At 36.1% G+C, this 24,776-nt stretch carries 16 protein-coding genes and 1 tRNA gene; 5 read left to right on the top strand and 12 right to left on the bottom strand.

Going from position 1 to position 24,776, the window contains the following annotated elements; translation table 11 throughout:
- Positions 1-43: 43 nt before the first annotated feature.
- From ruvC to rplU, 7 genes are all read right to left on the bottom strand, one after another.
- Complete coding sequence (gene ruvC / locus EV201_RS09015; protein WP_242610468.1) at positions 44-595, bottom strand: crossover junction endodeoxyribonuclease RuvC; 552 nt, start codon at positions 593-595, stop codon at positions 44-46.
- Positions 582-1,481 (bottom strand): DMT family transporter, encoded by a 900-nt coding sequence (locus EV201_RS09010; protein WP_130307252.1) that lies wholly within the window; start codon positions 1,479-1,481, stop codon positions 582-584. Before EV201_RS09010 ends, ruvC begins: the two co-directional genes overlap by 14 nt.
- Before the next feature lie 43 nt (positions 1,482-1,524).
- Positions 1,525-1,839, bottom strand: a complete 315-nt coding sequence (locus EV201_RS09005) for a DUF4286 family protein (protein ID WP_130307251.1) — start codon at positions 1,837-1,839, stop codon at positions 1,525-1,527.
- Positions 1,840-1,878: 39 nt separating this feature from the next.
- Positions 1,879-3,696, bottom strand: coding sequence for a tetratricopeptide repeat protein (locus tag EV201_RS09000; protein WP_130307250.1), 1,818 nt, complete (start codon positions 3,694-3,696; stop codon positions 1,879-1,881).
- Between the two features lie 126 nt (positions 3,697-3,822).
- Positions 3,823-5,097 carry a serine--tRNA ligase gene (serS, locus tag EV201_RS08995; protein WP_130307249.1) on the bottom strand — a complete coding sequence of 425 codons (1,275 nt, stop codon included), beginning with the start codon at positions 5,095-5,097 and terminating at the stop codon, positions 3,823-3,825.
- A 153-nt stretch (positions 5,098-5,250) separates the two neighbouring features.
- Positions 5,251-5,511, bottom strand: a complete 261-nt coding sequence (gene rpmA, locus EV201_RS08990) for a 50S ribosomal protein L27 (protein ID WP_129252600.1) — start codon at positions 5,509-5,511, stop codon at positions 5,251-5,253.
- A gap of 19 nt (positions 5,512-5,530) precedes the next feature.
- Positions 5,531-5,842: a 50S ribosomal protein L21 gene (rplU, locus tag EV201_RS08985; RefSeq protein ID WP_129252601.1), complete on the bottom strand. Its 312-nt coding sequence runs from the start codon at positions 5,840-5,842 to the stop codon at positions 5,531-5,533.
- Between the two features lie 561 nt (positions 5,843-6,403).
- Here rplU and EV201_RS08980 point away from each other — a divergent pair.
- Positions 6,404-7,000, top strand: coding sequence for a bifunctional nuclease family protein (locus tag EV201_RS08980; protein ID WP_130307248.1), 597 nt, complete (start codon positions 6,404-6,406; stop codon positions 6,998-7,000).
- Between the two features lie 118 nt (positions 7,001-7,118).
- On the opposite strand, the gene EV201_RS08975 is transcribed toward EV201_RS08980, so the two are convergent.
- Positions 7,119-8,375 carry a nucleoside permease gene (locus tag EV201_RS08975; protein ID WP_130307247.1) on the bottom strand — a complete coding sequence of 419 codons (1,257 nt, stop codon included), beginning with the start codon at positions 8,373-8,375 and terminating at the stop codon, positions 7,119-7,121.
- Positions 8,376-8,701: 326 nt separating this feature from the next.
- Complete coding sequence (locus tag EV201_RS08970; RefSeq protein WP_130307246.1) at positions 8,702-11,581, bottom strand: PAS domain S-box protein; 2,880 nt, start codon at positions 11,579-11,581, stop codon at positions 8,702-8,704.
- Between the two features lie 283 nt (positions 11,582-11,864).
- On the opposite strand from EV201_RS08970, the gene EV201_RS08965 reads away from it, so the two are divergent.
- A complete protein-coding gene (locus tag EV201_RS08965) occupies positions 11,865-12,548 on the top strand; it encodes an energy transducer TonB (protein WP_130307245.1) in 684 nt (227 codons plus the stop codon).
- Between the two features lie 92 nt (positions 12,549-12,640).
- Here the strand turns inward: EV201_RS08965 and EV201_RS08960 are convergent.
- Positions 12,641-12,714: transfer RNA gene (locus EV201_RS08960), tRNA-Ala, on the bottom strand.
- 516 nt (positions 12,715-13,230) lie between these two features.
- Between EV201_RS08960 and EV201_RS08955 the strand changes: the two genes are divergently transcribed.
- Both EV201_RS08955 and hflX read left to right on the top strand, forming a co-directional pair.
- The gene (locus EV201_RS08955; RefSeq protein ID WP_130307244.1) at positions 13,231-13,914 is read left to right on the top strand and encodes an energy transducer TonB; all 684 of its coding nucleotides are present in this window, start codon (positions 13,231-13,233) and stop codon (positions 13,912-13,914) included.
- A 177-nt stretch (positions 13,915-14,091) separates the two neighbouring features.
- Entirely contained in the window at positions 14,092-15,327 is a 1,236-nt protein-coding gene (gene hflX, locus EV201_RS08950; protein ID WP_130307243.1) for a GTPase HflX, read from the top strand.
- Positions 15,328-15,404: 77 nt separating this feature from the next.
- Here hflX and EV201_RS08945 read toward each other — a convergent pair whose 3' ends face one another.
- On the bottom strand, positions 15,405-16,397 hold the full coding sequence (locus tag EV201_RS08945) for an aspartate-semialdehyde dehydrogenase (RefSeq protein ID WP_130307242.1): 993 nt from the start codon (positions 16,395-16,397) through the stop codon (positions 15,405-15,407).
- A 209-nt stretch (positions 16,398-16,606) separates the two neighbouring features.
- Between EV201_RS08945 and EV201_RS08940 the strand changes: the two genes are divergently transcribed.
- Positions 16,607-22,114: a lamin tail domain-containing protein gene (locus tag EV201_RS08940; RefSeq protein ID WP_130307241.1), complete on the top strand. Its 5,508-nt coding sequence runs from the start codon at positions 16,607-16,609 to the stop codon at positions 22,112-22,114.
- Between the two features lie 54 nt (positions 22,115-22,168).
- On the opposite strand, the gene EV201_RS16665 is transcribed toward EV201_RS08940, so the two are convergent.
- A complete protein-coding gene (locus EV201_RS16665) occupies positions 22,169-24,427 on the bottom strand; it encodes an NADP-dependent malic enzyme (protein WP_130307240.1) in 2,259 nt (752 codons plus the stop codon).
- Between the last annotated feature and the right edge of the window lie 349 nt (positions 24,428-24,776).

Genomic DNA, 24,776 nt, shown 5'->3' with positions numbered 1-24,776 from the left:
AGATATATAGCCGCAAATCTGCGGCTATTTTTTTGCGTCAAAATCACTTAACTCTTTCAGGATTTTGCTTAATAAAATCGGTCCATGAACTTGTTTTTTTAGCACCCAAAAGAGGATTCGACTGAAAAAAATGACAGAGAGCAATTGCTATGGCATCGGTTTCATCGGCACTGGTTGGGAAGTTCGGAATATTAAAATAGCGCTCCATGATGGTTGCCATTTGTTCTTTTGAGGCTGTTCCAGTACCCGTAACCGCCAGTTTTATCTTTCTCGGGGCATATTCCGAAATGGGAATATCACGCTGCAATGCGGCCGCAATACAAACGCCTTGAGCACGTCCAAGTTTTAGCATTGATTGCACATTCTTACCAAAAAATTGGGATTCAATGGCCAGTTCATCAGGCTGATATTCGTCAATCACCTGAAGTGTACGTTTAAAAATGCGCTGGAGTTTCAAATAGGGATCACCGAGCTTTTTTAAATCTAAAACACCCGAAACTAGGATGACAGGTTTCTTCCCAATGACTTTGAGTAAAGCGTAGCCCATGCAGTTTGTGCCAGGGTCAATTCCCATAATGATTCTATCGTTGCTCAAATCTTTTATTTTTAGTCGTAATTTTTTGAAGAAGTATGCCTGTAACAATGATTGAAAGACCAATCCAAGTGCTAAGATATATAGTTTCTCCGATAAAAAGGTGAATCAGGAAAAGGGAAATAAAAGGGCTTAGGAAAACCAAATTCCCAATTTTATCGGTACTTGTGGTAAGCGTCATCGCTTTTAACCAAAAAATATAGGCTATGCCACATTCAATCAATCCAATATAAATGGCAGCCCCCAAACTTTTGAATTCAGGTAGATTTAATTCCCCCAGGATTACCAAAGTTGTAAGGCTATAAATAGCACCAAACGTAAAATTTAAGAAAAGCTTGTGAAGATCCTGACGATGATCTTTCGTGTTGAAAATCCAAAATAAAGCCCAAATAATTGAACTGCCTAATGCTAAAAAGACACCCAATAAGTTAGGTGTTGCAATACCCGTAACCGAACCTTTATTCGCTATAATAATGACTCCAATGAAACTGAGGATAATACATGCTATGCTTTTTAATCCAATTTTCTGTTTCAGAAGGGGGATGGATAATAATACCAAAGTAATTGGCCAGATATAGTTTAAGCTAAGGGCTAATTGAGCAGATAGCAGGGAATAGGCTTTTAATAATATCAGGTAATATAAAAATGGATTGAGAAAGCCCAAAAGAGCAGAGCGAAAGACATCTGATTTAGGCGTTCTCAAAATCAATTTAATTTCTCCTTTTAAAGTAAGGAGTATGGCAAAAAAGATCATCGCAACAGATGATGAAATAGCCAACAGTTGGATATATTCCATTCCCTCAAGGGCAATTTTAAACGCTGTGGCAACGGTTGACCAGGATAAAATTGCAGAAAGGGCGAAGATGTAGGCTTGAGTTTGCTTCTTCAAAATTTAAGTTTTGAATTGGGATATGATCTTTTTTTACGATTCACTAGTGATTTTCACCATGTTCAAACATGGTTGATGAAAATGTCATGATATTTGTTTGATATTTTGCTGTAAAAATGGATTTACATCTGGGTTCAAAATCGTTACGATATTTATCGAGTTGAGCTTTGTTTTTGAAAAAAAGCTGTAAAGAATATGTTTGGCTGCCATCTTCTTGTTGAACCATTACTTTGCAGAAATAGTCCTGAGAAAAAGTTCCTGTTTCTTGAATCAATGGAATGAATTTGTCCTTCATCCATTTGCAAAAATCGTTTTCAATAGTGCTATGTAGTATATAGCTTGTGTTGTAAATAATCATTTTAATTGATTTTATATAATCTGAAATAAGTTGATCGGTTTATTTTGAATTTGACTCTCTGATGCTGTTGTATCGTTCACGAGCTTCAACAGAGTAGATGCTTTCTGGGTAATCTACAATTATTTTTTTATAATTCTCGCTACTCTCTTTTATTCTATTTTGCAAGTTAAAAAGTTCAGCTTGTTTAAATAGCGCTTTTGCTGCAAGATTCTCGTAGGGGTGATTTTTAATAATAAGTTCAAGTTCATCAATCGCCTCATTGTAGGATTGCTGCGAATTGTATATTTCGTATAGTTTATAATACACTTCGTCGCTTAAACTGTGTCCTGGAAATGTCTTGAAGAACTTATTAAGTTTCATTTTTGCGGAATCAGTTTCTGATTGAAAAATGAGGAAATCAGCCTCAGCAAAGTATTTCATTGCAGAATAAGTTGAGTCTAGGCTGGTGTTATCACTAATCAGTTGTGACAGATTTAATGCATCATTGGCAATAAGTTTTGATGTGCTTCCTTTTAAAACATCCAGTTGTGCCTTTGCCCAATCGAACTCTCCCAAATAATAGGAAACTTTGGCTTTTTTAAGTTTGGCCTCGTAGCCAATTGGGTTGTTTTTGTTGGTCTGCTCAATCTGTGAGTAAAGAAGTATCGCATCCCATTTTCTATTGTCGAGCAATTTTATATCAGCCAATTCAAGTTTGATTGTAGCTTTATCGAGCTGACGGATATTTCGATTTTTTAATGCTGTTTCCAGCATTTCTGAAGCTTTCTTAATTTCCTTTAGTTTAAATGCGCTCAGGTTTGCAAATCGAATCAAACTATAAACGGATTGATTGATATTGGGCAGATCTTTGAAGTAGTTTGCGTATTTTACTGATAAGGTTTGCCACTCTTCATTTTTAGAATCAGATTTGTTTTCAAGCCTTAGATGAATACTTTCCAATTCACCAATACGTGCTGCATTGTAAAATTTTGATTCTTTTCCCTTTTCAATAATTTGTTTGAAACAAGTTTGAGCTGTCAAATAATCCCCGTTATTGCTAGCCGCTTTGGCAAGGAATATCAGTTTTTCGCCACCATTATTTTTAATAAGATCGATGGATTGTGCAAGTGAGAATGCGAGTGTAAATTCTTTTTTATGGGTATAATACCAGAGTAACAGCTCTTTGTATACAAGATTGTTGTCAGTATTCTGAACCTGATTGATCAATTTGGATCTTAAAAGCTGATCCAATTCAGAATTAATATTTTGTGAGAGAGCCGATTGTAATTGACTTTGAATTTGTTGAAGTTTTTCAGGCTGTACTGATAAGGCAAGCATGTATTCATTCAACATGAGTTTAAAATTGCGTTGAAACAACAGTATATTTGCAATCTCAAAATGAAACAAGTCTTTTTGTTTAAGAATTTGCCGCCCTTTTTCATATGTTTGGATTGCAAGTTCGTGCTCACCTTTGCCTCTTAAAGCATTTGCAACCGTAATAAATTCCCTTTTGTTAGGAATGATATTGTCAATGGTTTTATTGAATTGTTTGTCGGCTTTTTTAACTGCCCCGGATATTTTGTAGATATGTCCCAATTCAATTTGGAAAACTCTATCGTCGGGATATTTACGGATTTCTTTTTTTGTTGCTTTTTCAGCTTGAGAATAGTTTTCAAGTTTAAGCAAACAGGTTATATAGTAAGAAAAATATGATTTTGATTTGGAGGTTTGGTAGAGCTCATTAAAAATCTCAGCAGCGGCTTCGTATTCTTTATCGCGGAAATATCGATAGGCCAATTGACTGTTTGTTTTCTGTGCAAAAGCCAAAGAAGGAATAAACAGACCTAAAACGATGAGAATTAATAAAAGCTTTTTCAAACGATTAAATTAAAAGTGGTTGATAATGAGAATTATTAATCAATACTTATTCAAAAATATAAAAACCCGAGAGAAATCCCTCGGGTTTTGAATAGGTATGTCAAATTCAATTGTTTGAATCGTGATTTAGTCAATCATATCGAAACCTGTGTAAGGAATCAATGCCTTAGGAATTCTAATCCCTTCTGCGCATTGGTTATTTTCCAATAAGGCAGCAACAATTCTTGGTAAAGCCAAGGCACTACCATTTAAGGTGTGAGCTAATTGAGTCTTTTTCTCATTCTTTTCTTTAAAACGTAGTTTCAAGCGATTGGCCTGATAGGATTCAAAGTTTGATACAGAACTTACCTCAAGCCATTTATCCTGAGCAGCAGAGTATACCTCAAAATCGAATGTTAGTGCAGATGTGAAGCTGGTATCGCCACCACATAAACGAAGCAGACGGTATGGTAATTCCAATTTCTTGATGATGCTTTCAACGTGAGCAACCATTTGATCAAGTGCTTCGTATGATTTATCAGGGTGCTGTAACTGAACAATTTCAACTTTGTCGAATTGGTGAAGACGGTTAAGTCCACGAACGTCTTTACCATATGAACCCGCCTCACGACGGAAACAAGCCGAGTAAGCTGTGTTTTTAATTGGGAAATCTTCAGCTTTCAAAATCACATCACGGTAAATATTAGTTACAGGAACCTCGGCAGTTGGAATCAAATACAAGTTATCTTCTGTTGCATGATACATCTGTCCATCCTTATCAGGAAGTTGTCCTGTGCCATATCCTGAAGCTTCATTGACCATCAATGGAGGAATCACTTCTTCGTATCCTGCTTTGCGATTCTCGTCAAGGAAAAAGTTGATAAGAGCTCTTTGGAAAATTGCTCCTTTGCCTCTGTATAGAGGGAAACCAGCTCCGGTGATTTTATTTCCCAACTCAAAATCGATGATGTTGTATTTCTTTGCCAATTCCCAGTGAGGGATAGCCCCTTCGTATAAGTTTGGCATTTCACCTTCAGTTCTTTCAATCACATTTTCTTCTTCGCCTTTACCAGCCGGAACCGACGGGTGAGGAATGTTAGGAATTTTAAGAAGTAAATCATTCAAGTCAGAAATCGCTGAATTCATTTCAGTGTTTAACTCTGAAATGGATTCTTTAAGTTCACCCGTTTTAGCTTTTGCAGAATTAGCCTCTTCTACTTTTCCTGATTTAAATAGCAGACCAATCTCTTTTGAAAGACTATTCATTTCAGCTTGAGTACTATCCAACTTAGCTTGAGTTGATTTTCTTTTTTCATCTAGTTCAATAACCTGATCAATAATTTGAGTGGCATCGAAATTCTTTATGCTTAAAGCCTTGATGGCTTCTTCCTTATTCTCTTGTAAGTATTTTAGACTTAGCATGTGATATCAATTGAAGATGATTATTCGTGTGTCATACAGAACTCGGAATGAGTACATATGGACGCTTTACTAACGAGTGGTAAAAATAAAAAAATCTCCTGTCTTTACATGAAATAAAGAGAGGAGATTTAAATATTTTAAATGCTAAATGATTTATTCAGCAAGAGGCTCAATAGAAACGTATGATTTGTTGTTTCTTTTCTTTTTGAATACCACTGTTCCAGCAACTAATGCAAATAAAGTGTGATCTTTACCACAACCTACGTGCTCACCTGGATTGTGAGTTGTTCCTCTTTGACGTACTAAAATGCTACCTGCCTTGGCAACTTGTCCGCCATAAATTTTTACGCCTAATCGCTTACTTTCGGATTCTCTACCGTTTCGTGAACTACCGGCTCCTTTTTTATGTGCCATTTTTAGATATTTTTAAGTATTAAGCAAAGATTTCTTCAATCTGAATATGAGATAGGTTCTGACGGTGACCGTTCAGTTTTCTGTATCCTTTTCTTCTTTTCTTTTTGAATACTCTTACCTTATCAGCTCTCATATGAGAGATTACTTTAGCGCTTACTTTAGCACCTTCAATAGTTGGAGCTCCAACTACAACTTCACCATCTTTGTCTAACAAAAGAACTTTGGCGAATTCTACTTGTCCACCTTCTTCAGTTTGAAGTCTGTGAACAAAAATCTTTTGGTCTTTCTCAACTTTGAATTGCTGACCAGCGATTTCTACAATTGCGTACATTATTCTACAATTTTCGGTTTATTCCTGAAGGTGGGTGTTTTAATACATTTAAAACAAGCCTCTTTTTGAACCCCCAAGGGAAATGTTTTCGGACTGCAAAAATAGAAAACAATAATTGATAAACAAAGTTTTAAGAAAAAAAAACACCTGAATTGTAATTCCATCTAAGAGAAAATAACTCAGTTATTTATCCCTTATCTCAAGTTTGGACTCCAAGCTCTATTTTTTTTATATTTTCAGATGATATTTTTGATACAAAAAGCACACGAGGCTGAGTTTAAGTTTTAATTTAGTAAATTGCTGCATGTAGATAAATAAAGCAGGGCTTATTTTACGATACTTTTCTTGAATTGAGATAATTTATACATCGATAATTCATCAGTTAACAGAGTTTCTAATTAGAACTGCTAAACTTATCAAACAATTTATATATTTGTTAATATGATTGTTTTATAAATACTTTAAAGTATTTGTATTAAGTTGGATGAGTCGAATCCTGAGTTTAATTTTCAAATATATATTTGACAATTGTAGAGTATATTTTGAAATTAGTATTGACATATGGGGAAAGTTAAATTAAATATTCTTGGATTATCGTACAGTCAAACGCAGACTGGGGCTTATGCCTTGGTCCTTGCAGAAGAAGGTGGTGATAGGAGGATACCTATTATTATAGGTGGAGTAGAAGCTCAGGCTATTGCCATTCAGTTAGAGGAATTAGAGCCGCCTCGTCCTTTAACACATGACCTGTTTAAGAGTTTTGCTATCGCTTTCTCAATCAATATTGTTGAAGTGAATATTTATCGTCTGCATGAGGGTATTTTTTACTCAGAGTTGATATGTGTGAGCGGTAATAACAGAGTCCGAATTGATTCAAGAACTTCAGATGCAGTCGCTATAGCTCTCCGATTTAAATGTCCCATTTATACCAGTGAAGAAATTATTGAAAAGGCGGGGATAACGCTTAGTATCGAAGGAGAATCTGACGATTCTAAGATCGCACCGGTTAAGGATGTTAAATCATCTCAAGAATATCGTAAATCGAATCCGTTTGAAGGGTACTCAAAAGCTCAGTTGGAAGAGATGCTTGAAGACGCAGTCCGGAATGAAAATTACGAAAAGGCTTCACAATTGAGAGATGAATTGAAAAGACGCTAGGTTCTTGATTTCAAGATTTAATAAAAAATAAACCTGAAAGAATATGAACGGGTCAAGTTCAATCTTTCAGGTTTTTTAATTTAGTCGTTAGAGGGAGTCGTTGTAAGCTCCTTTTTTATTAATGGCTTACTTTTCCTATTACTTCAGGGTTATGCTTGTGTTTAAACAGAATTGCAAAGAATATAGCAATCACGACCGAATAGATGGCGAAAGTATTCCAGATATCCATCCAAATAAAATCTCCCTTGCTGCTAGTAAAGAATGCTCCAATGATAACACCACTTAACCATGATCCTAAAATGGCACCAAAGCCATTGGTCATCATCATAAATAAACCTTGCGCACTTGATCTGACATTTGAGTCGCATTGAGTTTCTACGAAAAGCGAACCGGATACATTAAAGAAATCGAATGCCATTCCGTAAATAATACAAGATAGGATAATCATCCAAAGTCCACCTTCAGGATCACCATATGCGAATAAACCGAAACGAAGTACCCAGGCGACCATACTTATTAACATTACTTTTTTGATACCGAATTTCTTTAGGAAGAATGGAATTGCCAGGATGAAAAGTGTTTCAGAAACCTGAGAAATCGACATGATAATGGTCGAGTATTTCACTACGAAAGAATCTGCATATTGAGGAACTTTCTCAAATTCAGATAAAAATCTATCGCCATACATATTTGTTAACTGAAGTGCTGCGCCTAAGAACATTGAAAAAATGAAAAATAAGGCCATCTTATAGTTCTTAAATAATTTGAATGCATTCAATCCCAATATTTCAGTTAAAGTAGCTCCTTTTTGACCTTTGTTTTGAGGTTTACATTGAGGCATGGTAAACGAGTAAACAGCAAGTACAAAGGAAGCGACAGCAGCAATGTAAAATTGGTTTGCCGTAGCTTTTGATCCAGATAAGTTAGTTACCCACATAGCAGCAATAAATCCTATTGTACCCCATACGCGAATAGGTGGAAATACCTTAATTACATCGTAATTGTTGTTTTTAAGAACCGTGTACGAGATGGAATTCATTAAGGCGATAGTTGGCATATAACAAATCATTGCCAATAATATCACAGTAATAAATAGAGTTGGATTATCGATTTGCGGCAAGTACAACAAGGCAACACCACCCAATAAATGAAGAATGCCATATAATCTTTCTGCATTTATCCACCTGTCTGCAATAATCCCGGTTAGGGTTGGCATAAACAGTGATGAAATCCCTAATGTAGAGAATACAGCTCCAAATTCTTGTGGCGACCAGCCTTTATTTCCAAACCAATAGTTAGCAATTGTTATTAACCAAGCTCCCCAGATAAAAAACTGAAGGAAGTTTAACAATGTCAATCGACCTTTTATTCCCATAATGTGTTTAAGTATAATTAGATTCCACTAAGCTCAAATTGAGTTAAATTAAAAAACTCAAATGAGAGGTTATTTTGTTTTATGACTTTAGACGGTGTTCAATTATCATCCGCAGGTGGGCAGATAAAATCTGAAATTGGGATTTTGGTTGCAGAGTAGTTATTATTTTCCTTAGAAAAAACAATAGTAATTTTGAATATTCTATTGCTATCTTATTGTAACATACGGCCTCAAAACTAATAAAAAAAAACAAAAATTGTCTTCAATCTGTTTTTTGTTGAGAAAATCAGAGGAAGGTATTTTATGCATATCTCTGTATATCAGTATTATTGACTATTATCCTTAACCATTATTTGATTCTTTTCTAAACACAAACGAATTTTTTCGAAGAGTTCGTTTTTATCTATTGGTTTTGAAATATAATAATCGCAACCTGCAGCTAGTATGTTTTCTTTATCGCCTTCAATAGCATAGGCTGTCTGTGCAATAATAGGAAGTTTAGGGCGAATCGTTTTGATTTGACTCGTTGCAATATAGCCATTCATCTCAGGCATATTAATGTCCATAAGAAGTAAATCAATAGGATTATCTTCAGTACAATATTTAACCGCTTCACGACCATTTTTCACCCAAATGCATGTCATTCCTTTCTGACTAAGAAGTGCCTTTAGGAATGAGAAACTCGTTTTGTCATCTTCAGCAATAAGAACGGTCGCATTGTCGAAGCTGAACTCAGAATAACTATCAGATTGTTGAGGTAGTTCTTCGGATGTGTTTTTGAAAGGAATTGTGAAGTGAAAATTTGCCCCTTGTCCTTGTTCGGATTCGACCCATATATCGCCCTTCATCATACAGGTCAATTTTTTACAAATGGTTAAGCCAAGGCCTGTACCACCATATATTCTTGTATGTGTCTCATCCGCTTGACGGAATACTTCAAAGATTAAATTTTGCATATGTTGAGGAATTCCAATTCCAGTATCTTTTACAAAGAAAAGGATGAATTTTTCATGGTTCTTTTCGTATAATCTACAGCCGAAGTTTATATGCCCCTTATTGGTAAATTTGATAGCGTTTTTCAAAAGGTTTATTAAAATCTGTTTGATTCGCTTCTGATCGGAGTACAGAATGCGGTCTAAATCTTTCAGGGAATTATCCAGGATCAGATCAATGTGTTCTTTATCTTGTAAGACTCTTTCATTTTTGATTAATTCGTAAACTTCATTTAAGAGGGATGATATATTGAATGGTGCTGATTCAATTTGAACATCTCCTGTTTCAATAAGTGATATATCAAAAATATCCTCAATAACGCCAAGTAGGTGTTTTCCACTCATGCTGATTATTTTGCTGAAATGAAGAATGTCGTCCAAGGGAACATTGGGTTGAATCAATTCTGAAAAACCAATAACGGCATTAAGAGGTGTTCTCAATTCATGAGACATGGTTGCCAGGAAAACGGATTTTAATCTGTCACTTTCTTCTGCGTTCTCTTTAGCTTTAATTAATTCAGCTTCGTATCTCTTACGTTGGGTAATGTCTCTAATGATGCCTTGACTTGCAACGCCGTCTTTGTAGGGGATGTAACTTACTGAAACTTCCAGGGGAAGTTTTCGTCCTGATTTTGCAATTCCGGTAAATTCAAATTTTGAAGATAATTTGTTCTTGTCTTTTTCTTTCAGGCGATTGTATATCATGTCCAGACTCTCCGGGGAAATCATCGCATCAAAATTGATCTTATCGATTTCTTCAGCCGAATATTCCATGATTTGCTCGAATCGTTTATTTACAAACTCAAACTTGTTGTTGTAGAAAATAAAGATGCCATCATGGGAATTCTCGATTAAAGATCGATACCTATTTTCATTTTCTTCCAGGGTTTTCTGTAATCTATACGTATCTGTGATATCTCTGAACACGAGAACAACTCCGGATACATGACCTTCTTGATCGGTGATAGGAGCTCCCGAATCAGCGATTTGGAATTCTTCACCATCTTTTGATATCAGTACAGTGTGATTGTCTAAACCAATAACTTGTTTGCTCCTTATGATTTTTTTGAAGGGATCCTCAATCGCTTCTCTGGTTTTTGAATTAACAATTCGGAAGATATCTGCAAGGTCTTTTTGTTTTGCATCCTTGTATTGCCATCCGGTTAACTTTTCAGCAACAGGATTCATTTTTGTAATTTTTCCCCTAACGTCTGTCACAATTAAGCCATCACCAATAGAGTTTATGGTAATGCGTAGGTGCTCTTCATTCTTTTTGATAGTTTGGGTTTGTCTTGCAACTTGTTTTCTCAGGCTAATAAGCCATAACCAAAGAATTATCAGTGACGCCACAAAGATTAATACTATAGTCAGAATAGCAAGCCACGTTTTTTTTGACAGAAAGTTAGATTCCGGATCGATCCACTTTTTATAGAGTTCATTCTGTCTGCTTTGTGGAATGTTATCAATAACTTTATCTACAATTTTAAATAAAATTGGATCATGATTCGATACAGCAACAGCAAGTCTGTTTAAATAACCGCTTTCGCCGGATATTTTGAGATTACTAATGGCTTCTGAGTTTATAATATGGGTCGCAGACATCTGATTGGCAATCATTGCATCGCAAATACCCGTTGATACAGCACGTATGCATTCAAGATCGCTGCTATATTGAATGGGAGTGATGTTGGGATAATATTCTTCTAAATAATCATTGATGGCGTAGTCTGATACGGTACAAACATTTTTATCCCCAAGTGAACTCATGGCGGACAGGGGATTGTTTTGTTGGCTGATTATAACATAGGGTTTCTTGATGATGGTGTTGGTAAATAAAAGGTATTCTTTTCTTTTATTTGTTTGGGCGCAGCCAATTATGATGAAGTTTTGAGCTGTTTTTGAATAATCAATAAGTTCTTCCCAGGTATCAAATTTGTGAAAAATAAATTCCTGACCGATGTGATTTTCTATCTCTTTTTGATAATCAACCAATAAACCGACGTATTCTCCCTCTTCATTATTGAAAGCGTTTGGGGGATCCTGATAACCAAATAAAACCTCAATTTTCCCTTCGTTTTGTTTTAACCAATTGGTTTCATCTTGTGTTAATGTGGGCCCGGTCTGGTTTAGACAAGACGTTATTGATAGGGTGAAAATAACACCAAGTATATATCTTAAAGGGACTAGGTTGAAAACCAGTGTAGGTCTGAACATAAACGATTGTTTTTTTATAGAAATAGTATGCCTATGAAATGTACGATATTTTAATTTAATCAACAAGTTGTAATTGATCTATATCATTTGGAATCAGGTTGATTTGTGTGAATTGTGTGTGGGGTGTTATGAAATAATGTTTACGGCTCTTGATTTTTAGTTTGGATTATGGAAATGTTGATTTAACATTTTTTATGGAATTTTATATTCAGTAAAATACAGATTATGAATATTAAAATTTAACTTAATGCACAGATATTTGTAGAAACTTAAAAACAAGACTATGGAAGTAAAGAAAACACAAAAGGCAGATCTGGAGAATAAAAGGGGTCTTTTTCTCCAAATTGGTTTAGTTCTTACTCTGGCAATAGTATTTTTAGCTTTCGAGTGGCGTGTTGAATCATCTGAAGCAGATGAATTAGACATCGTACAGGAACTTCAGGTTGATGATGAAATCATCCCGGTTACAACAACAGAACCTATTAAGCCACCACCACCTCCTCCTCCGGCACCAAGAATTGCAGATGTTATTGATATAGTTGATAATGACGAGGATATAGATGAAGTTCTAGAGATAGTCGATTCAGGAACAACTATGGATGAAGAGGTGCGAATTCAGGTACAGGCTGATGTTGAAGAGGATGACGAAGAAAAAATATTTGTCATTGCTGAAAATATGCCTGAATTTCCCGGGGGAGATCAAGCTCTGTTTAATTGGATCTCAAGCACTGTGAGATACCCTGTCATTGCTCAGGAAAATGGGATTACAGGACGCGTGTATCTTAGTTTTGTTGTGAATAAGCAAGGTGGCATCGAAAATGTAAAGGTTATACGAAGCGTTGATCCATCACTTGATAAGGAAGCCATTCGAGTGATTAATAAGATGCCTAAATGGATACCAGGCAAACAAAGAGGAAAACCTGTTAATGTATCCTTTTCTGTTCCAATTAATTTTCAGCTGCAGTAATATCTGCTATTGTAGAAAATGATATTTTCTTTTTTAAGTATAGACAATGCTCACAAAAAAAAAGAGTTGCAACTTTTTGCAACTCTTTTTTGTGGAGAATAGCGGAATCGAACCGCTGACCTTTTGACTGCCAGTCAAACGCTCTAGCCAACTGAGCTAATCCCCCAATGCGAAGACAAATATATACGAATTTAACGAATCACCGAGTAAATTTGCAAAAAAATCAAGATTGTTATAACCTTTTCAAATTCTCTACGTAAAAGGAGGTGAGTAGAAAATTAACGATGACCCATGATTGTTTACTAGGGTAAACGATTGATTACAGTAGAAGAATAGTGTGTATAGGTAGGATGAGTTCGGGCTTTGTTGATTTTCTACTCATTTTTTATGGAAACGTTTTAATTTAGAATCGATATAAGGATTGCTGTAGAATAATTACTTATTGTATTTATTTACAGCTATTTTTATGTGTTTAGATGCCTGGTATTTGTGACATAAAAATAGGGTGCGGTCTACATAAGCTTTCAAACATGTCTATTTCGGTTTGTAAAAAAATTGTTTGACGTGAATTTTTCTATCTTTATCCCCTGAAATATTAAGCATATCCGAAATAGAATTTTGATTATAGAATTGAAATACCTACTTTTAAACGCTGAATTTACTAGAAAATTAAAAGAAAACTATGGAAGTTAAGAAGTCACAAAAAGCAGATCTGGAGAATAAGAGAGGTCTTTTTCTTGAGATTGGTCTGGCTCTTACTCTTGCTATTGTGTTTCTAGCCTTTGAGTGGCGAGTTGATACAAGCGAAGCCACTGTGTTGGAAGCAGAGCAAGAAATCCAGGCTGAAGAGGAAATTATTCCTATTACTCGTCAAGAGCCTGTTAAGCCACCACCACCACCACCACCAGCTCCTAAAGTTGCTGATGTTTTGAACATTGTGGATAACGATGAAGAAATTGAAGACGAACTAGAAATTGAAGACTCTGAGGCCGACATGGACGAAGAAGTTGAAATTCAAGTTGTTGAGGAGGAGGAAGAAGAAGATGAGCAGCAGGTTTTTGTAATCGTAGAAGATATGCCTGAATTTCCAGGTGGAGATCTTGAATTACAGAAATGGATTGCTAGATCTATTAAATATCCTGTGATTGCACAAGAGAACGGTATTACCGGACGTGTATACGTTGGTTTTGTTGTTAACAAACTTGGTGCCATCGAGAATGTGAAGATCATGAGAGGGGTTGACCCATCTCTTGATAAGGAAGCTGTTCGGGTTATCAAGAATATGCCAAAATGGAAACCTGGTAAGCAACGTGGTAAGGCTGTAAAAGTGTCTTATACTGTACCGATCAATTTCCAATTACAATAAGCTGATACATTTTGTATTCAATATATGAGGCTCTGATTTTTCAGAGCCTCTTTTTTGTTTTAAGTCGAACTTAGTTTATCAATGAATATTGCTTACTTTTGTCGATATCTTTTAAAAAGAGCATGTTTGGTTCATTTTTGTTTGAACTAAATTCTTAAATCATATATTTGAAAATACATGGGAGATTTCCTTAATAATAAAATAGAATCGGAAAAAGCAATTTTGATTGGTGTTATAGATCAATCTCAAGGGATGACGGAAGAAATTGTGAATGAATACCTTGATGAGTTGGATTTTCTTGCTTTAACAGCCGGGGCTGAAACGGTTAAGCGTTTTACTCAAAAATTACAACATTCACATCCTAAAACCTTTGTTGGAACTGGAAAGTTGGAAGAGATTTCAAATTATCTTGAATCGAATCCGGAGGTAAGTTTGGTGATTTTTGATGATGAATTATCTCCATCCCAATTGCGAAATATCGAAAGAGAACTGAAATGTAAGATCTTAGATAGAACGAATCTTATTCTTGATATTTTTGCCAGTCGTGCCCAAACGGCCAATGCAAAAACTCAGGTTGAATTGGCACAGTATCAGTATTTATTGCCACGATTAACGCGTCTTTGGACTCACCTTGAACGTCAGCGAGGTGGTATTGGTATGCGTGGACCTGGTGAGACTCAAATTGAGACCGACCGTCGTATCATTCTTGAAAAAATATCAAAGCTTAAAGAAGATCTTAAGAAAATTGATAAGCAAAAAACGGTACAGCGAAAGAATCGTGATAAAATGGTTCGTGTTGCCTTGGTTGGTTATACCAATGTTGGCAAGTCAACACTGATGAATGTTTTGAGTAAATCAGATGTATTCGCTGAAAATAAGCTTTTCGCAACTTTGGATACGACAGTTAGAAAGGTTGTGATTCAGAATGTCCCTTTTTTACTAGCTGATACGGTTGGATTTATCAGGAAACTGCCTCATAATTTGGTTGAATCTTTCAAATCGACATTGGATGAGGTGCGTGAGGCGGATATTATTTTACATGTTGTTGATATTTCGCATCCAAATTTCGAAGATCATATTAATGTGGTGAACGAAACCATGGCTGAAATCGATAAAAAAGAAAAACCTCGCTTTCTGGTTTTCAATAAAATTGATGCTTTCAGCTATGTGAAAAAAGATGAGGATGATTTGACGCCGAAGTTACGAGAGAATTACAGCCTTGATGAATTAAAGAAAATGTGGGTTGCCAAAGGTGATACACCTTGTTTATTTATTTCTGCCAAGGAGAAGGATAATATTGAAGAGTTTAGAGAACAAGTATATAATGTCATTCGTGATATTCACTCGGCTCGTTTCCCTTACAATAATTTCTTATATCAGGATTATAGTAATTTGAGCGAGGACGACGAATAAATTGGTATAGTGATACAAAAAAAGCGATGTTCCTTAATAAACGGAACATCGCTTTTTTTGTATGTGTTTTAAATTGGTTATCTAACGATTCCACTTTGAGTTAGATATTCAGCAATCTGAATAGCATTAGTTGCGGCACCCTTACGAAGGTTATCAGCAACAATCCACATATTTAAACTGTTAGGATTTGAGAAATCACGACGAATTCTTCCTACAAAGACTTCGTTTTTTTCATGAGCAAATCGTGGCATTGGATAAATATTTTTCTCGGGTTCATCTTGAAGAATAATTCCTTCTGATTGAGAAAGAATAGTTTTCAACTCATCTAAATCAAAATCCTTTTCGAATTCAATATTTACCGATTCTGAATGACCACCAACAACAGGAACACGAACCGCAGTTGCTGTAATTCGAATTGAGTCATCACAGAGAATCTTTCTGGTCTCATTAATCAATTTCATTTCCTCTTTTGTGTAGGCATTCTCTTCGAATACATCACAATGAGGCAAGCAGTTTTTATCAATTGGGTATGGGTAGGCCATTTCACCATCTATACCAGCGCGTTCATTTTCTAATTGCTTCACAGCTTTTACACCGGTTCCGCTAATCGATTGATAAGTTGAGATGATCAGGCGTTTAATTTTATATTTCTTATGAAGAGGTGCTAGCGCAACAACCATTTGTATGGTAGAACAGTTTGGGTTGGCGATAATTTTATCATCAACTGTAAGTTCAGAAGAATTAATTTCAGGTACAATTAATTTTTTTTCAGGATGCATTCTCCAGGCTGAAGAATTATCAACAACAAACGTTCCTACTTTTTCGAATTCAGGAGCCCACTCAAGAGAGGTATTACCACCAGCTGAGAAAATGGCAATATGAGGTTTTAATTCAATTGCTTCTTTCATGCCAATTACCGCTACCTGTTTACCTCTAAATTCGATCTTTTTCCCCTTTGATCTTTCACTTGCAACGGGATACAATTCATCTACAGGGAAATTTCTTTCGGTTAATACCTCAAGAATTTTTTGTCCCACTAAACCTGTGGCGCCTACGACAGCAATTTTCATAATAAAAAATTCTATTAAATTGGATTAATAATTATAACTTACTTACTCAGATTCAGTTAGTCTTTGGAATTGAACCTGGGTTAGTCTTAAATATCGAATTAACATTGATTGGTTAGTTCAATTTTATCAGAGATATAGGGAGTATATTCTCTTACATTCCAGAATATCTCTTGTTGTTAATCGAGTCAACGAATATAGAGTTTTTAGCTATGAAAACACTTGTTTTATTTAAAGTATTCTTTTTTTTATTCCTGACTATGGGGAGCTTACAAGCTCAGGAGGTGATTTATTCGGCAAATTTTAATGAAGATATTGGGAAAGGATTTGATGGGGATGTATTGAATGATATTTCAGGTGTAAATTGGACTTTAGATGTGAGTGCTTGTATTTTTTATGATGCTGGTGATTATGTGAAAGTAGTTGATACAGGCTCCGATAGATTAGAAGCTTTAGATTGCAATGGAGAAGCGATCTGGAAGAGTTCTGTTTTGGATATTTCTAGCTATACAGGGATTAATATATCTGTTCTGGCTGCTGAAACCGGTACGGGTTCAACCGCTAATAATAAATACATTAAGCTCTGCTATATTTTAGATGGAGGAGTTGAAGTTCCATTTTTCGAAAGTACTGTTGATTGGACAAGTTCAACGGCTACAGAAAATGGTTTAGAAGGTTTCAGTTTGCAACTTGTTGCTCGAATGAAAACCACTTATGCATCAGATAAAATATATATCGATGATATTTTAGTTACGGGTACTCCTATTGTTGTTTCCAATGATGAATTAACTCAGGTCTTAGAACCGACGAGTCAAGTGAATGTTCAAAATCTTAGCTCAATTGCCAATGATATTGGTTCCGCTCAAGCTTTGTTGAAGTTTAGATTGTCAGAGCCTTTAAGTTCTGATGAATTGGATACTAAAATCTCATCGATCAAGTTCAAAAATATAGCTTCTGATCATCCTGCAGATCTCTCAAGTCAGTTTGAAGGCTTTGTGATTTATGATGGAACTGAATTTATTTCAACAAGCTCCGTTGATATAAGTTCGGATGAAGTCATTTTGAATTTTTCAGAAGGTGATTTTACTCTTGCAGATAATTCTTCTCATGAATATGAACTGAGAACTTATCTGAAAACTACAGGAATTATTGATGGGCAGAAAGTTCAGATAGAATTGGCAGCCGGAGCTGCTGGAATTACAACCTTTTCATCCGGATCAGGATTTGATATAGCGAATAGCACCGCAGTGATTTCGCCTGAACATCAAATTTCTGTGGTAGATACAAAATTGAATTTTACGACAATTCCAATAAATGACATTATCAAAAATTCCATTTTTACAGTCTCTCTTAATGCGACAGATAAGAATGGGAATACGGATCTAGACGCAAATCCATTGATAGATATTAGTCTTGCCACGGGGAGTGGTGTTTTAGCTGGTAATTTGTCGGATAATATGACCTTAGGTGAAGTTGTATTTGATAATTTGGTTTATAATCTGATAGAAGATATTGAAATACAGGCTTCAGCAATAGGCTTTAATTCTATTATTTCTGGTCCAATTTCTATTACGAGTGCAAAATCAACTCAGGCACATGTGGTTGATTGGCTACCTGATGATCTGCATATTTCATCCTTAGCGGTTACCGAAGATGATTATAAAGAGGTTTTTCGTTTTCAAATTTCGGATGCTGGGGATGATGAAGTTGAGACTGTCCTGAAAAAAATCAGATTGATATCAGGTGATGCGAATACGGTAAATTGGGCAAATGAGATTGGTGGATTTCAAATAAAAATCAACGATAAGATTGTTAACGCTGATTATCAGAAAAGCGAAAGTGATCTCATTATTTTGTTTTCTGAGAACGATGTTCTTGCATCAATATCTGATGGGGAGACAATAGATTTATCCCTGTGTATTTATCTGACTGAAAATTCTACAGATGGATCAACTTTTCAGGCAACAATCGATAGTACACATTCTCAATGGGAGGTTAATGGAAGTCATCTGGTTGAAGAGTTTACAGGTGATTTGGTGGGGAAAAGCTTTGAAGTTGATGTTGAGGGCACAGAACTTATTTTCACAAATAAGCCTCCAAAGACATTGTTGATAAATTCTGTGTTTGGAATTGAATTAGGAGCGGTCGATAAATTTGGTAATCAGGATTCCAATTCGAGTATTGAAGCGAATGTTTCTGTGGCATCAGGCACTGGGGAATTAACTTCTGATTCAGGCTTGCAAAAGAATTTGACGGATGGAAAATATGTATGGACAGATCTAAGTTACAATAAAGCTGAAAATTTCACCATTCTGGTTGAAGCTGCTGGAATGAAACCAGTGATGAGTGAAACTATCTCGAGCTTGGATGCGAATTCAAACATTCTAAAATCGACCTCACCTATATCGTCTAAAAGTTTGAGTACTATTGCGATTAGCCCGGATAACTCAGAAGTGGTTTTTAATTTTATTATAAAGGATGAAGCGACTTTTGATTTAACTCCAACTCTTATCAGTTCAATGAAATTTTATAATAAACTTGATGATTCCGGCCTTGATTGGAAGAAACATTTGGCTGGTTCGGTTTTAATGAAGGATGGAGACGTTGTGGCTCAAACGACAAAAATAGAGCTGGATTATATTTCATTCACCTCTTTGGAGATTGAGATTGAAAATGGAAAGCAGGCTGAGTATGAATTAGGCATTTATTTTAAGAAAAGTTTATTGCCTGATCATGCTCAATTTCAACTTGAAATTAGAAAAGAACATGACTGGAAAAGCTCGACCACAGGTTCATCCCTATTAAGTGAATTGACAGAGCCGATTGTGTCAGCTCTGCATAAGATTGAGGTGTTTTCTGATCGCTTGTCCTTTATCTCTTCCCCTAAAGGAATTGCTCCGGATGAAGAATTCAGTCTGGTTTTAGCTGCAGTTGATGCCTATCAGAATATCGATAAAGATCAAAATTCATCTATCAACCTCAATTTGGTTTCGGGTGATGGTGACTTAACTCAAACGGGAGCTATGGGTAATTTGGTCGATGGACAATTAAAAATTGATGGCTTGAATTATTCGGGTAAGCATGCTTTTGAATTAGAAGTGAGTGGTGATTTGGCTCCGGATGTTCAGTCAATTTTTGTGCAAAATGAATCCCTAATTATATCTGATGATTTTGAATCTCAGAATTTAGATGTCTGGCAAAATCGTTATGACTGGACTTCGTCTTCATATCTACCTATCGGTGGGGCTTATAGTTTAAAGCACAATCTAACAAATGCGACAGGTGATAGTTATATTCTGAAACCCATTCCAGAGATTCAGATTGGTGCAGAGTCTATTTATTGGGAATTCTTACTTAAAAATTCGGATTGGGATCCTTCATCGGCAAATTATTTTGTTTTCCATTTATTGATGGATTTCAATGATCCCGAATTAGCTGATCAGCTGTATTCAGTCGGCGTAAATCTGTCCGGTTCTGACGACCTGTTAAGTTTATGGAAAACAAATGATGATGATTCGGAGCTCTTGATAAAATCTGATTTTGATTGGAGTGAAGAAGAACAGGTTGCTATAAAGGTTGAATATACTGCAAAAGGGGAATGGAAACTTTATTATAATCGTTTAGGAGATAAGTCGAATTGGTTGGAGGCAGGTCGGGTTATCTCTGAAGTTGTAAATGAGGCTGAGATTTGGTATACCGGACTTGATTTTAATTTTGAATCAGCTTCACGGGCAGGTGAACTTTGGTTTGACGATTTTACAATTGAGAGATATAACACGGCACCTTTTCTTAGAAATTATGCTGTTTATTCTGATTCAATAGTCCTCCGTTTTTCAGAAGATCTGAACTTCAATGAGTCATCAAAAGGGGGAAATTTTAGTTTAAAGCGAGATGATAATGACGTTTTCATAAAGGAAATTAAAGCATCCAATAAAAAGAACGAGCTGGTTTTACAGTTGCAGGATAAATTGATGACAGGCAAATATAATCTGAGAATTGAAGGGATTCAGGATCTTTTAGGTTCTGTTTCTGAATTGATGAGTATTGAATTTGATTTTTATGAAGAAACGAAGCAATATGATTTAGTTATAAATGAAATTCTAGCAGATGAATCGCCGGTTGTGGGCTTGCCGGAATATGAATTTATTGAGATATATAATACCAGAGATTATTCTGTTAACATTAAAAATTTCAAACTAAGGGTTGGCAATACTGTGAAAATTCTTTCTGATTTTGAACTTCCAGCTCATGATTATTTAATTCTGTGTTCGAATGCAGCAGTTGATTTCTATAAAGAGTTTGGACAAATATTAGGCCTTAGTAGTTTCCCAAGTCTGACCAATTCAGGTGCCCGTATTTCCTTAGAATCTTCGTCAGGTGTATTGCTTGACGAAGTCACATACTCATCGGATTGGTATGGTGATGATGAAAAAATGGATGGTGGTTGGACTTTGGAAAGAGTCGATTGTAACAATCATTCCTGGCAAGCCGATAATTGGCAGCCATCAATGGACGAATCGGGAGGTACGCCTGGGAGGGAGAATTCAATTGTAGGGATTAATCCGGATGTTATTTCACCTCGTTTATTAGCTTATGATTTGATTAATTCGAATACCATCGATCTCTTTTTTAGTGAATATTTGGAATTGAGTCAAGCCTTAATGCTTGAAAATTTTTCTTTAGACCAGGGGATGGGGCATCCCGATTCAGTTGTTGAGCTTGAGAATGAAAAATTCGCTTTACGACTGAATTTCCCTCAGGATTTTGAACACAATATTCAATATCAGCTGCTGTTTTCTGATCAACTTGTCGATTTAGCAGGGAATCCGATTGAAGAGAATGGGTTTGAATTTTTAATTGCTGATTTGCCTCAGGTAGGTGATTTGGTTATTAATGAAGTGTTGTTTAATCCATACCCTGGTGGAGCAGACTATATTGAATTGCTTAATCTCTCTGGTCGAATCATTGATATTCGGGATTTGTTTATTGCCAATCGGGATGAAAATTATCAAATCGATCAGGTTTATCCTTTGAGTGATAAATCCCAAATGTTGGAAGCAGGGACTTATCTTTTGGTGAGTACAGATACGGCGAATATCAAGTTGAATTACAGCCATTGTGACGAAAAGACTTTTTTACAATTGAAGAATTTGCCCTCTTATAATGATGATGAAGGGCGTGTGGTTCTTTTAAATCGGAATCTGGAGCAGGTAGATGATTTTGCTTATGATGAAGATATGCACGTGCAGAATCTTACTTCAGATGAAGGTGTTTCATTGGAGAGAATTAATCCCTTTAAAGAAACGAATTCGACATCAAATTGGATTTCGGCGGCTCAGAGTATTGATTTTGGAACACCTGGTATGCAAAATTCATCCTATGATATTGATGAAGTTGAAATCAATACCCTTGGATTTAAGAGCAAAATATTTTCGCCGGATAATGATGGGGTGGACGATAGGCTGATCATTAATTTTGATCTTGACAAAAGCGGTTATGTGGCCAATATTAGAGTTTATAACAGTTTTGGGAAAGAAATCAGACGCTTGGCAAGCAATTTGACATTATCGACGAAAGATGAATTGTTTTGGGATGGCTTATTGGCAAATAAGGAGCGAGCCCCCATAGGGGTTTATGTCATCTATTTTGAATTGTATCATCCTGACGGAGATGTGAAAACCTATAAAAAGACTTGTGTTTTGGGTGGTAAATTGAAATAAAATAAAAAAGCCTTAGCTGACTTTGTTTCAGCTAAAGCTTTTTATTGATCTAATTTATTGAGCATCCACTACTGCAATGGTTACCATGTTCACGATTTCGCGAACAGAGCTTTCCAATGCAATCACATGAATCGATTTGTTCATGCCAAGTAGAATTGGGCCTATAGCTTCGGCTCCACCAAGTTCCTGTATCAATTTATAACTGATATTTCCGCTGCTTAAGTTTGGGAAGATGATGGTATTCACGCGTTTTTTGCCAAGTTTTGAAAAAGGAAACTTTTGGTTTCGCAATTCACTATTTAAGGCAAAGTTCATCTGAATATCACCATCAACAATTAAATTGGGATGTTCACGATGTAAAATTGCCGTTGCTTGCTGAACACGTACCGGACTTCCTGTGCGTATCGACCCAAAGTTAGAATAGGAAACGAGGGCGACAACAGGTTCAATATTGAACTTGCGGACAGCCTCTGCCGTTAGTAATGTGGTATCGACTATTGTTTTTGCATCCGGACGAGGATTGACCGTTGTATCCGAAAAGAAAAGAGGGCCTTGCTTGGTCATTAACAGATACATACCTGCAATATGATTGATTTCGGGTTTGATTCCGACAGTGTGAATGGCAGGTTTTATGGTATCTGCATATTTAGATGTTGATCCGCTTAATAGAGCATCAGCTTCGCCAGTTTCCACCATCATTGCACCAAAATAGTTGCGATTGGTCATCAGTTCCAAAGCTTCGGAATAGGTTAAGCCCTTTCGGTTCCTTTTTTCGAATAAAACATGAGCAAATCTCTCACGTCTGCCTTGTTCTTTTCTTGAATTCCAGTCAATAACAGGGATATTTTCAATATCCAGATCATTATCCAAAATGAGTTTTTTAATTTTTTTCTTATCCCCCAATAATATTGGCTCTGCTATTCCTTCATGTAAGACGTTTTGAGCTGCTTTGAGGACCTTAAAGTTTTCTCCTTCTGCAAATATTACCCGCTTCGGATTTCTTCGGGCTTTATTTGTTAAGGCTCTTAGAAGTTTATTGTTTCGTCCCATTCGTTGTTCCAATTCCATTTCGTAAGCTTCCCAATCTGTAATGGGAGTATGGGCGATACCTGACTCCATCGCAGCTTTGGCAACAGCGGGTGCAACCACTGTTAATAGTCTTGGATCAAGAGGTTTAGGGATGATGTAATCTGTTCCGAAATTTAAATTCATTTCCTTATAGGCGGTATTGACCATGTCGGGAACATCTTCTTTTGCTAAATCAGCCAGAGCCTTTACAGCTGCAATTTTCATTTCCTCATTTATGCCGGTGGCTTTTACATCTAAAGCACCTCTAAAAATGAAAGGAAAGCCCAAAACATTATTAACCTGATTGGGGTGATCTGATCTTCCTGTGGCCATTATTAAGTCCTTACGGACTTTCATTGCGAGTTCATACTTAATTTCAGGATTGGGGTTGGCCAGGGCAAACACAATGGGACGATCAGCCATGCTTTTAACCATTTCAGGCGTTAATACATTGGCTACAGATAGGCCCAGAAACATATCGGCACCATCAATAGCTTCTTCCAGTGTATGAAGGTTTCTCTTGGTGGCAAATTCACGTTTTATAGCACTTAAATCGGTTCGTGAGTTATGAATCACACCTTTGCTGTCCACCATGACAATATTCTCCTTTTTTACCCCAAGTGAAATATAGAGTCGTGTACACGCTACTGCCGATGCTCCCGCTCCGTTGACAACTAATTTGATGTCTTCAATTTTTTTCTTTTGAATTTCGATAGCATTCAACATACCTGCTGATGAAATGATCGCAGTTCCATGCTGATCGTCGTGCATGATAGGAATGTTTAGCTCAGTTTTGAGTCGATCTTCAATCTCAAAACATTCGGGAGCTTTAATATCCTCCAGATTGATGCCCCCAAATGTTGGCGCAATACCTTTTACAATTTTGACAAATTCATCCACATCTTTAGTGTCGACTTCAATATCGAAAACATCGATATCAGCAAAGATTTTAAACAATAAACCTTTCCCTTCCATAACGGGTTTTCCAGCTTCTGCACCGATATCACCTAATCCCAAAACCGCAGTTCCATTTGAAATTACAGCTACAAGGTTTCCTTTTGCAGTGTACTTATAAACGTCTTTAGGATTCTTTTGGATTTCTAAACAGGGCTCGGCAACTCCAGGTGAGTAGGCCAGCGATAAATCCAGTTGTGTGGAGTGGGGTTTGGTCGGAATAACTTCAATTTTTCCAGGACGTTTGCCTTCGTGATATCGAAGGGCATCTTCTTTGGTAAATTTAGCCATAGCTGATTCTTTTGGAATGGGTTAGATGATTTGCTTAATAAATAATACCAATCGTATTTTGATTGTGTAGGAGAGCTAAAAGACATATGTCTTTGAAGTGTACATTGCAAATTCCCAACTTCACTGACTTTCAAACATTAAATTTCGTATGATTAAATTCCGAATTTATTCGTTTAGAAGAAATCTAAATAAAGCGGATTGAAAATTGGATAGATAATCACGTTAATTATAATACTTGAGCCGACTTTTGTGGAATTTTACTACACGAATTCCTTTTTGACTACACAAAAAGACTTTGATATTATTCCTAATGACAGCTGCTTTTTGTAACTTGATGCTCTGAATCATT

Source organism: Ancylomarina subtilis, assembly GCF_004217115.1.
Classification (GTDB): Bacteria; Bacteroidota; Bacteroidia; order Bacteroidales; family Marinifilaceae; genus Ancylomarina; species Ancylomarina subtilis.
Note: the sequence above shows the minus strand (reverse complement) of the source record. Positions and strands in the feature narration are given on the sequence as shown.

Coding starts and splice junctions, on each gene's coding strand:
- EV201_RS09005 (WP_130307251.1), bottom strand. CDS start 1,839: ATGATTATTTACAACACAAGCTATATACTACATAGCACTATTGAAAAC.
- serS (WP_130307249.1), bottom strand. CDS start 5,097: ATGCTAAGTCTAAAATACTTACAAGAGAATAAGGAAGAAGCCATCAAG.
- rpmA (WP_129252600.1), bottom strand. CDS start 5,511: ATGGCACATAAAAAAGGAGCCGGTAGTTCACGAAACGGTAGAGAATCC.
- rplU (WP_129252601.1), bottom strand. CDS start 5,842: ATGTACGCAATTGTAGAAATCGCTGGTCAGCAATTCAAAGTTGAGAAA.
- EV201_RS08980 (WP_130307248.1), top strand. CDS start 6,404: ATGGGGAAAGTTAAATTAAATATTCTTGGATTATCGTACAGTCAAACG.
- EV201_RS08975 (WP_130307247.1), bottom strand. CDS start 8,375: ATGGGAATAAAAGGTCGATTGACATTGTTAAACTTCCTTCAGTTTTTT.
- EV201_RS08970 (WP_130307246.1), bottom strand. CDS start 11,581: ATGTTCAGACCTACACTGGTTTTCAACCTAGTCCCTTTAAGATATATA.
- EV201_RS08965 (WP_130307245.1), top strand. CDS start 11,865: ATGGAAGTAAAGAAAACACAAAAGGCAGATCTGGAGAATAAAAGGGGT.
- EV201_RS08955 (WP_130307244.1), top strand. CDS start 13,231: ATGGAAGTTAAGAAGTCACAAAAAGCAGATCTGGAGAATAAGAGAGGT.
- hflX (WP_130307243.1), top strand. CDS start 14,092: ATGGGAGATTTCCTTAATAATAAAATAGAATCGGAAAAAGCAATTTTG.
- EV201_RS08945 (WP_130307242.1), bottom strand. CDS start 16,397: ATGAAAATTGCTGTCGTAGGCGCCACAGGTTTAGTGGGACAAAAAATT.
- EV201_RS08940 (WP_130307241.1), top strand. CDS start 16,607: ATGAAAACACTTGTTTTATTTAAAGTATTCTTTTTTTTATTCCTGACT.
- EV201_RS16665 (WP_130307240.1), bottom strand. CDS start 24,427: ATGGCTAAATTTACCAAAGAAGATGCCCTTCGATATCACGAAGGCAAA.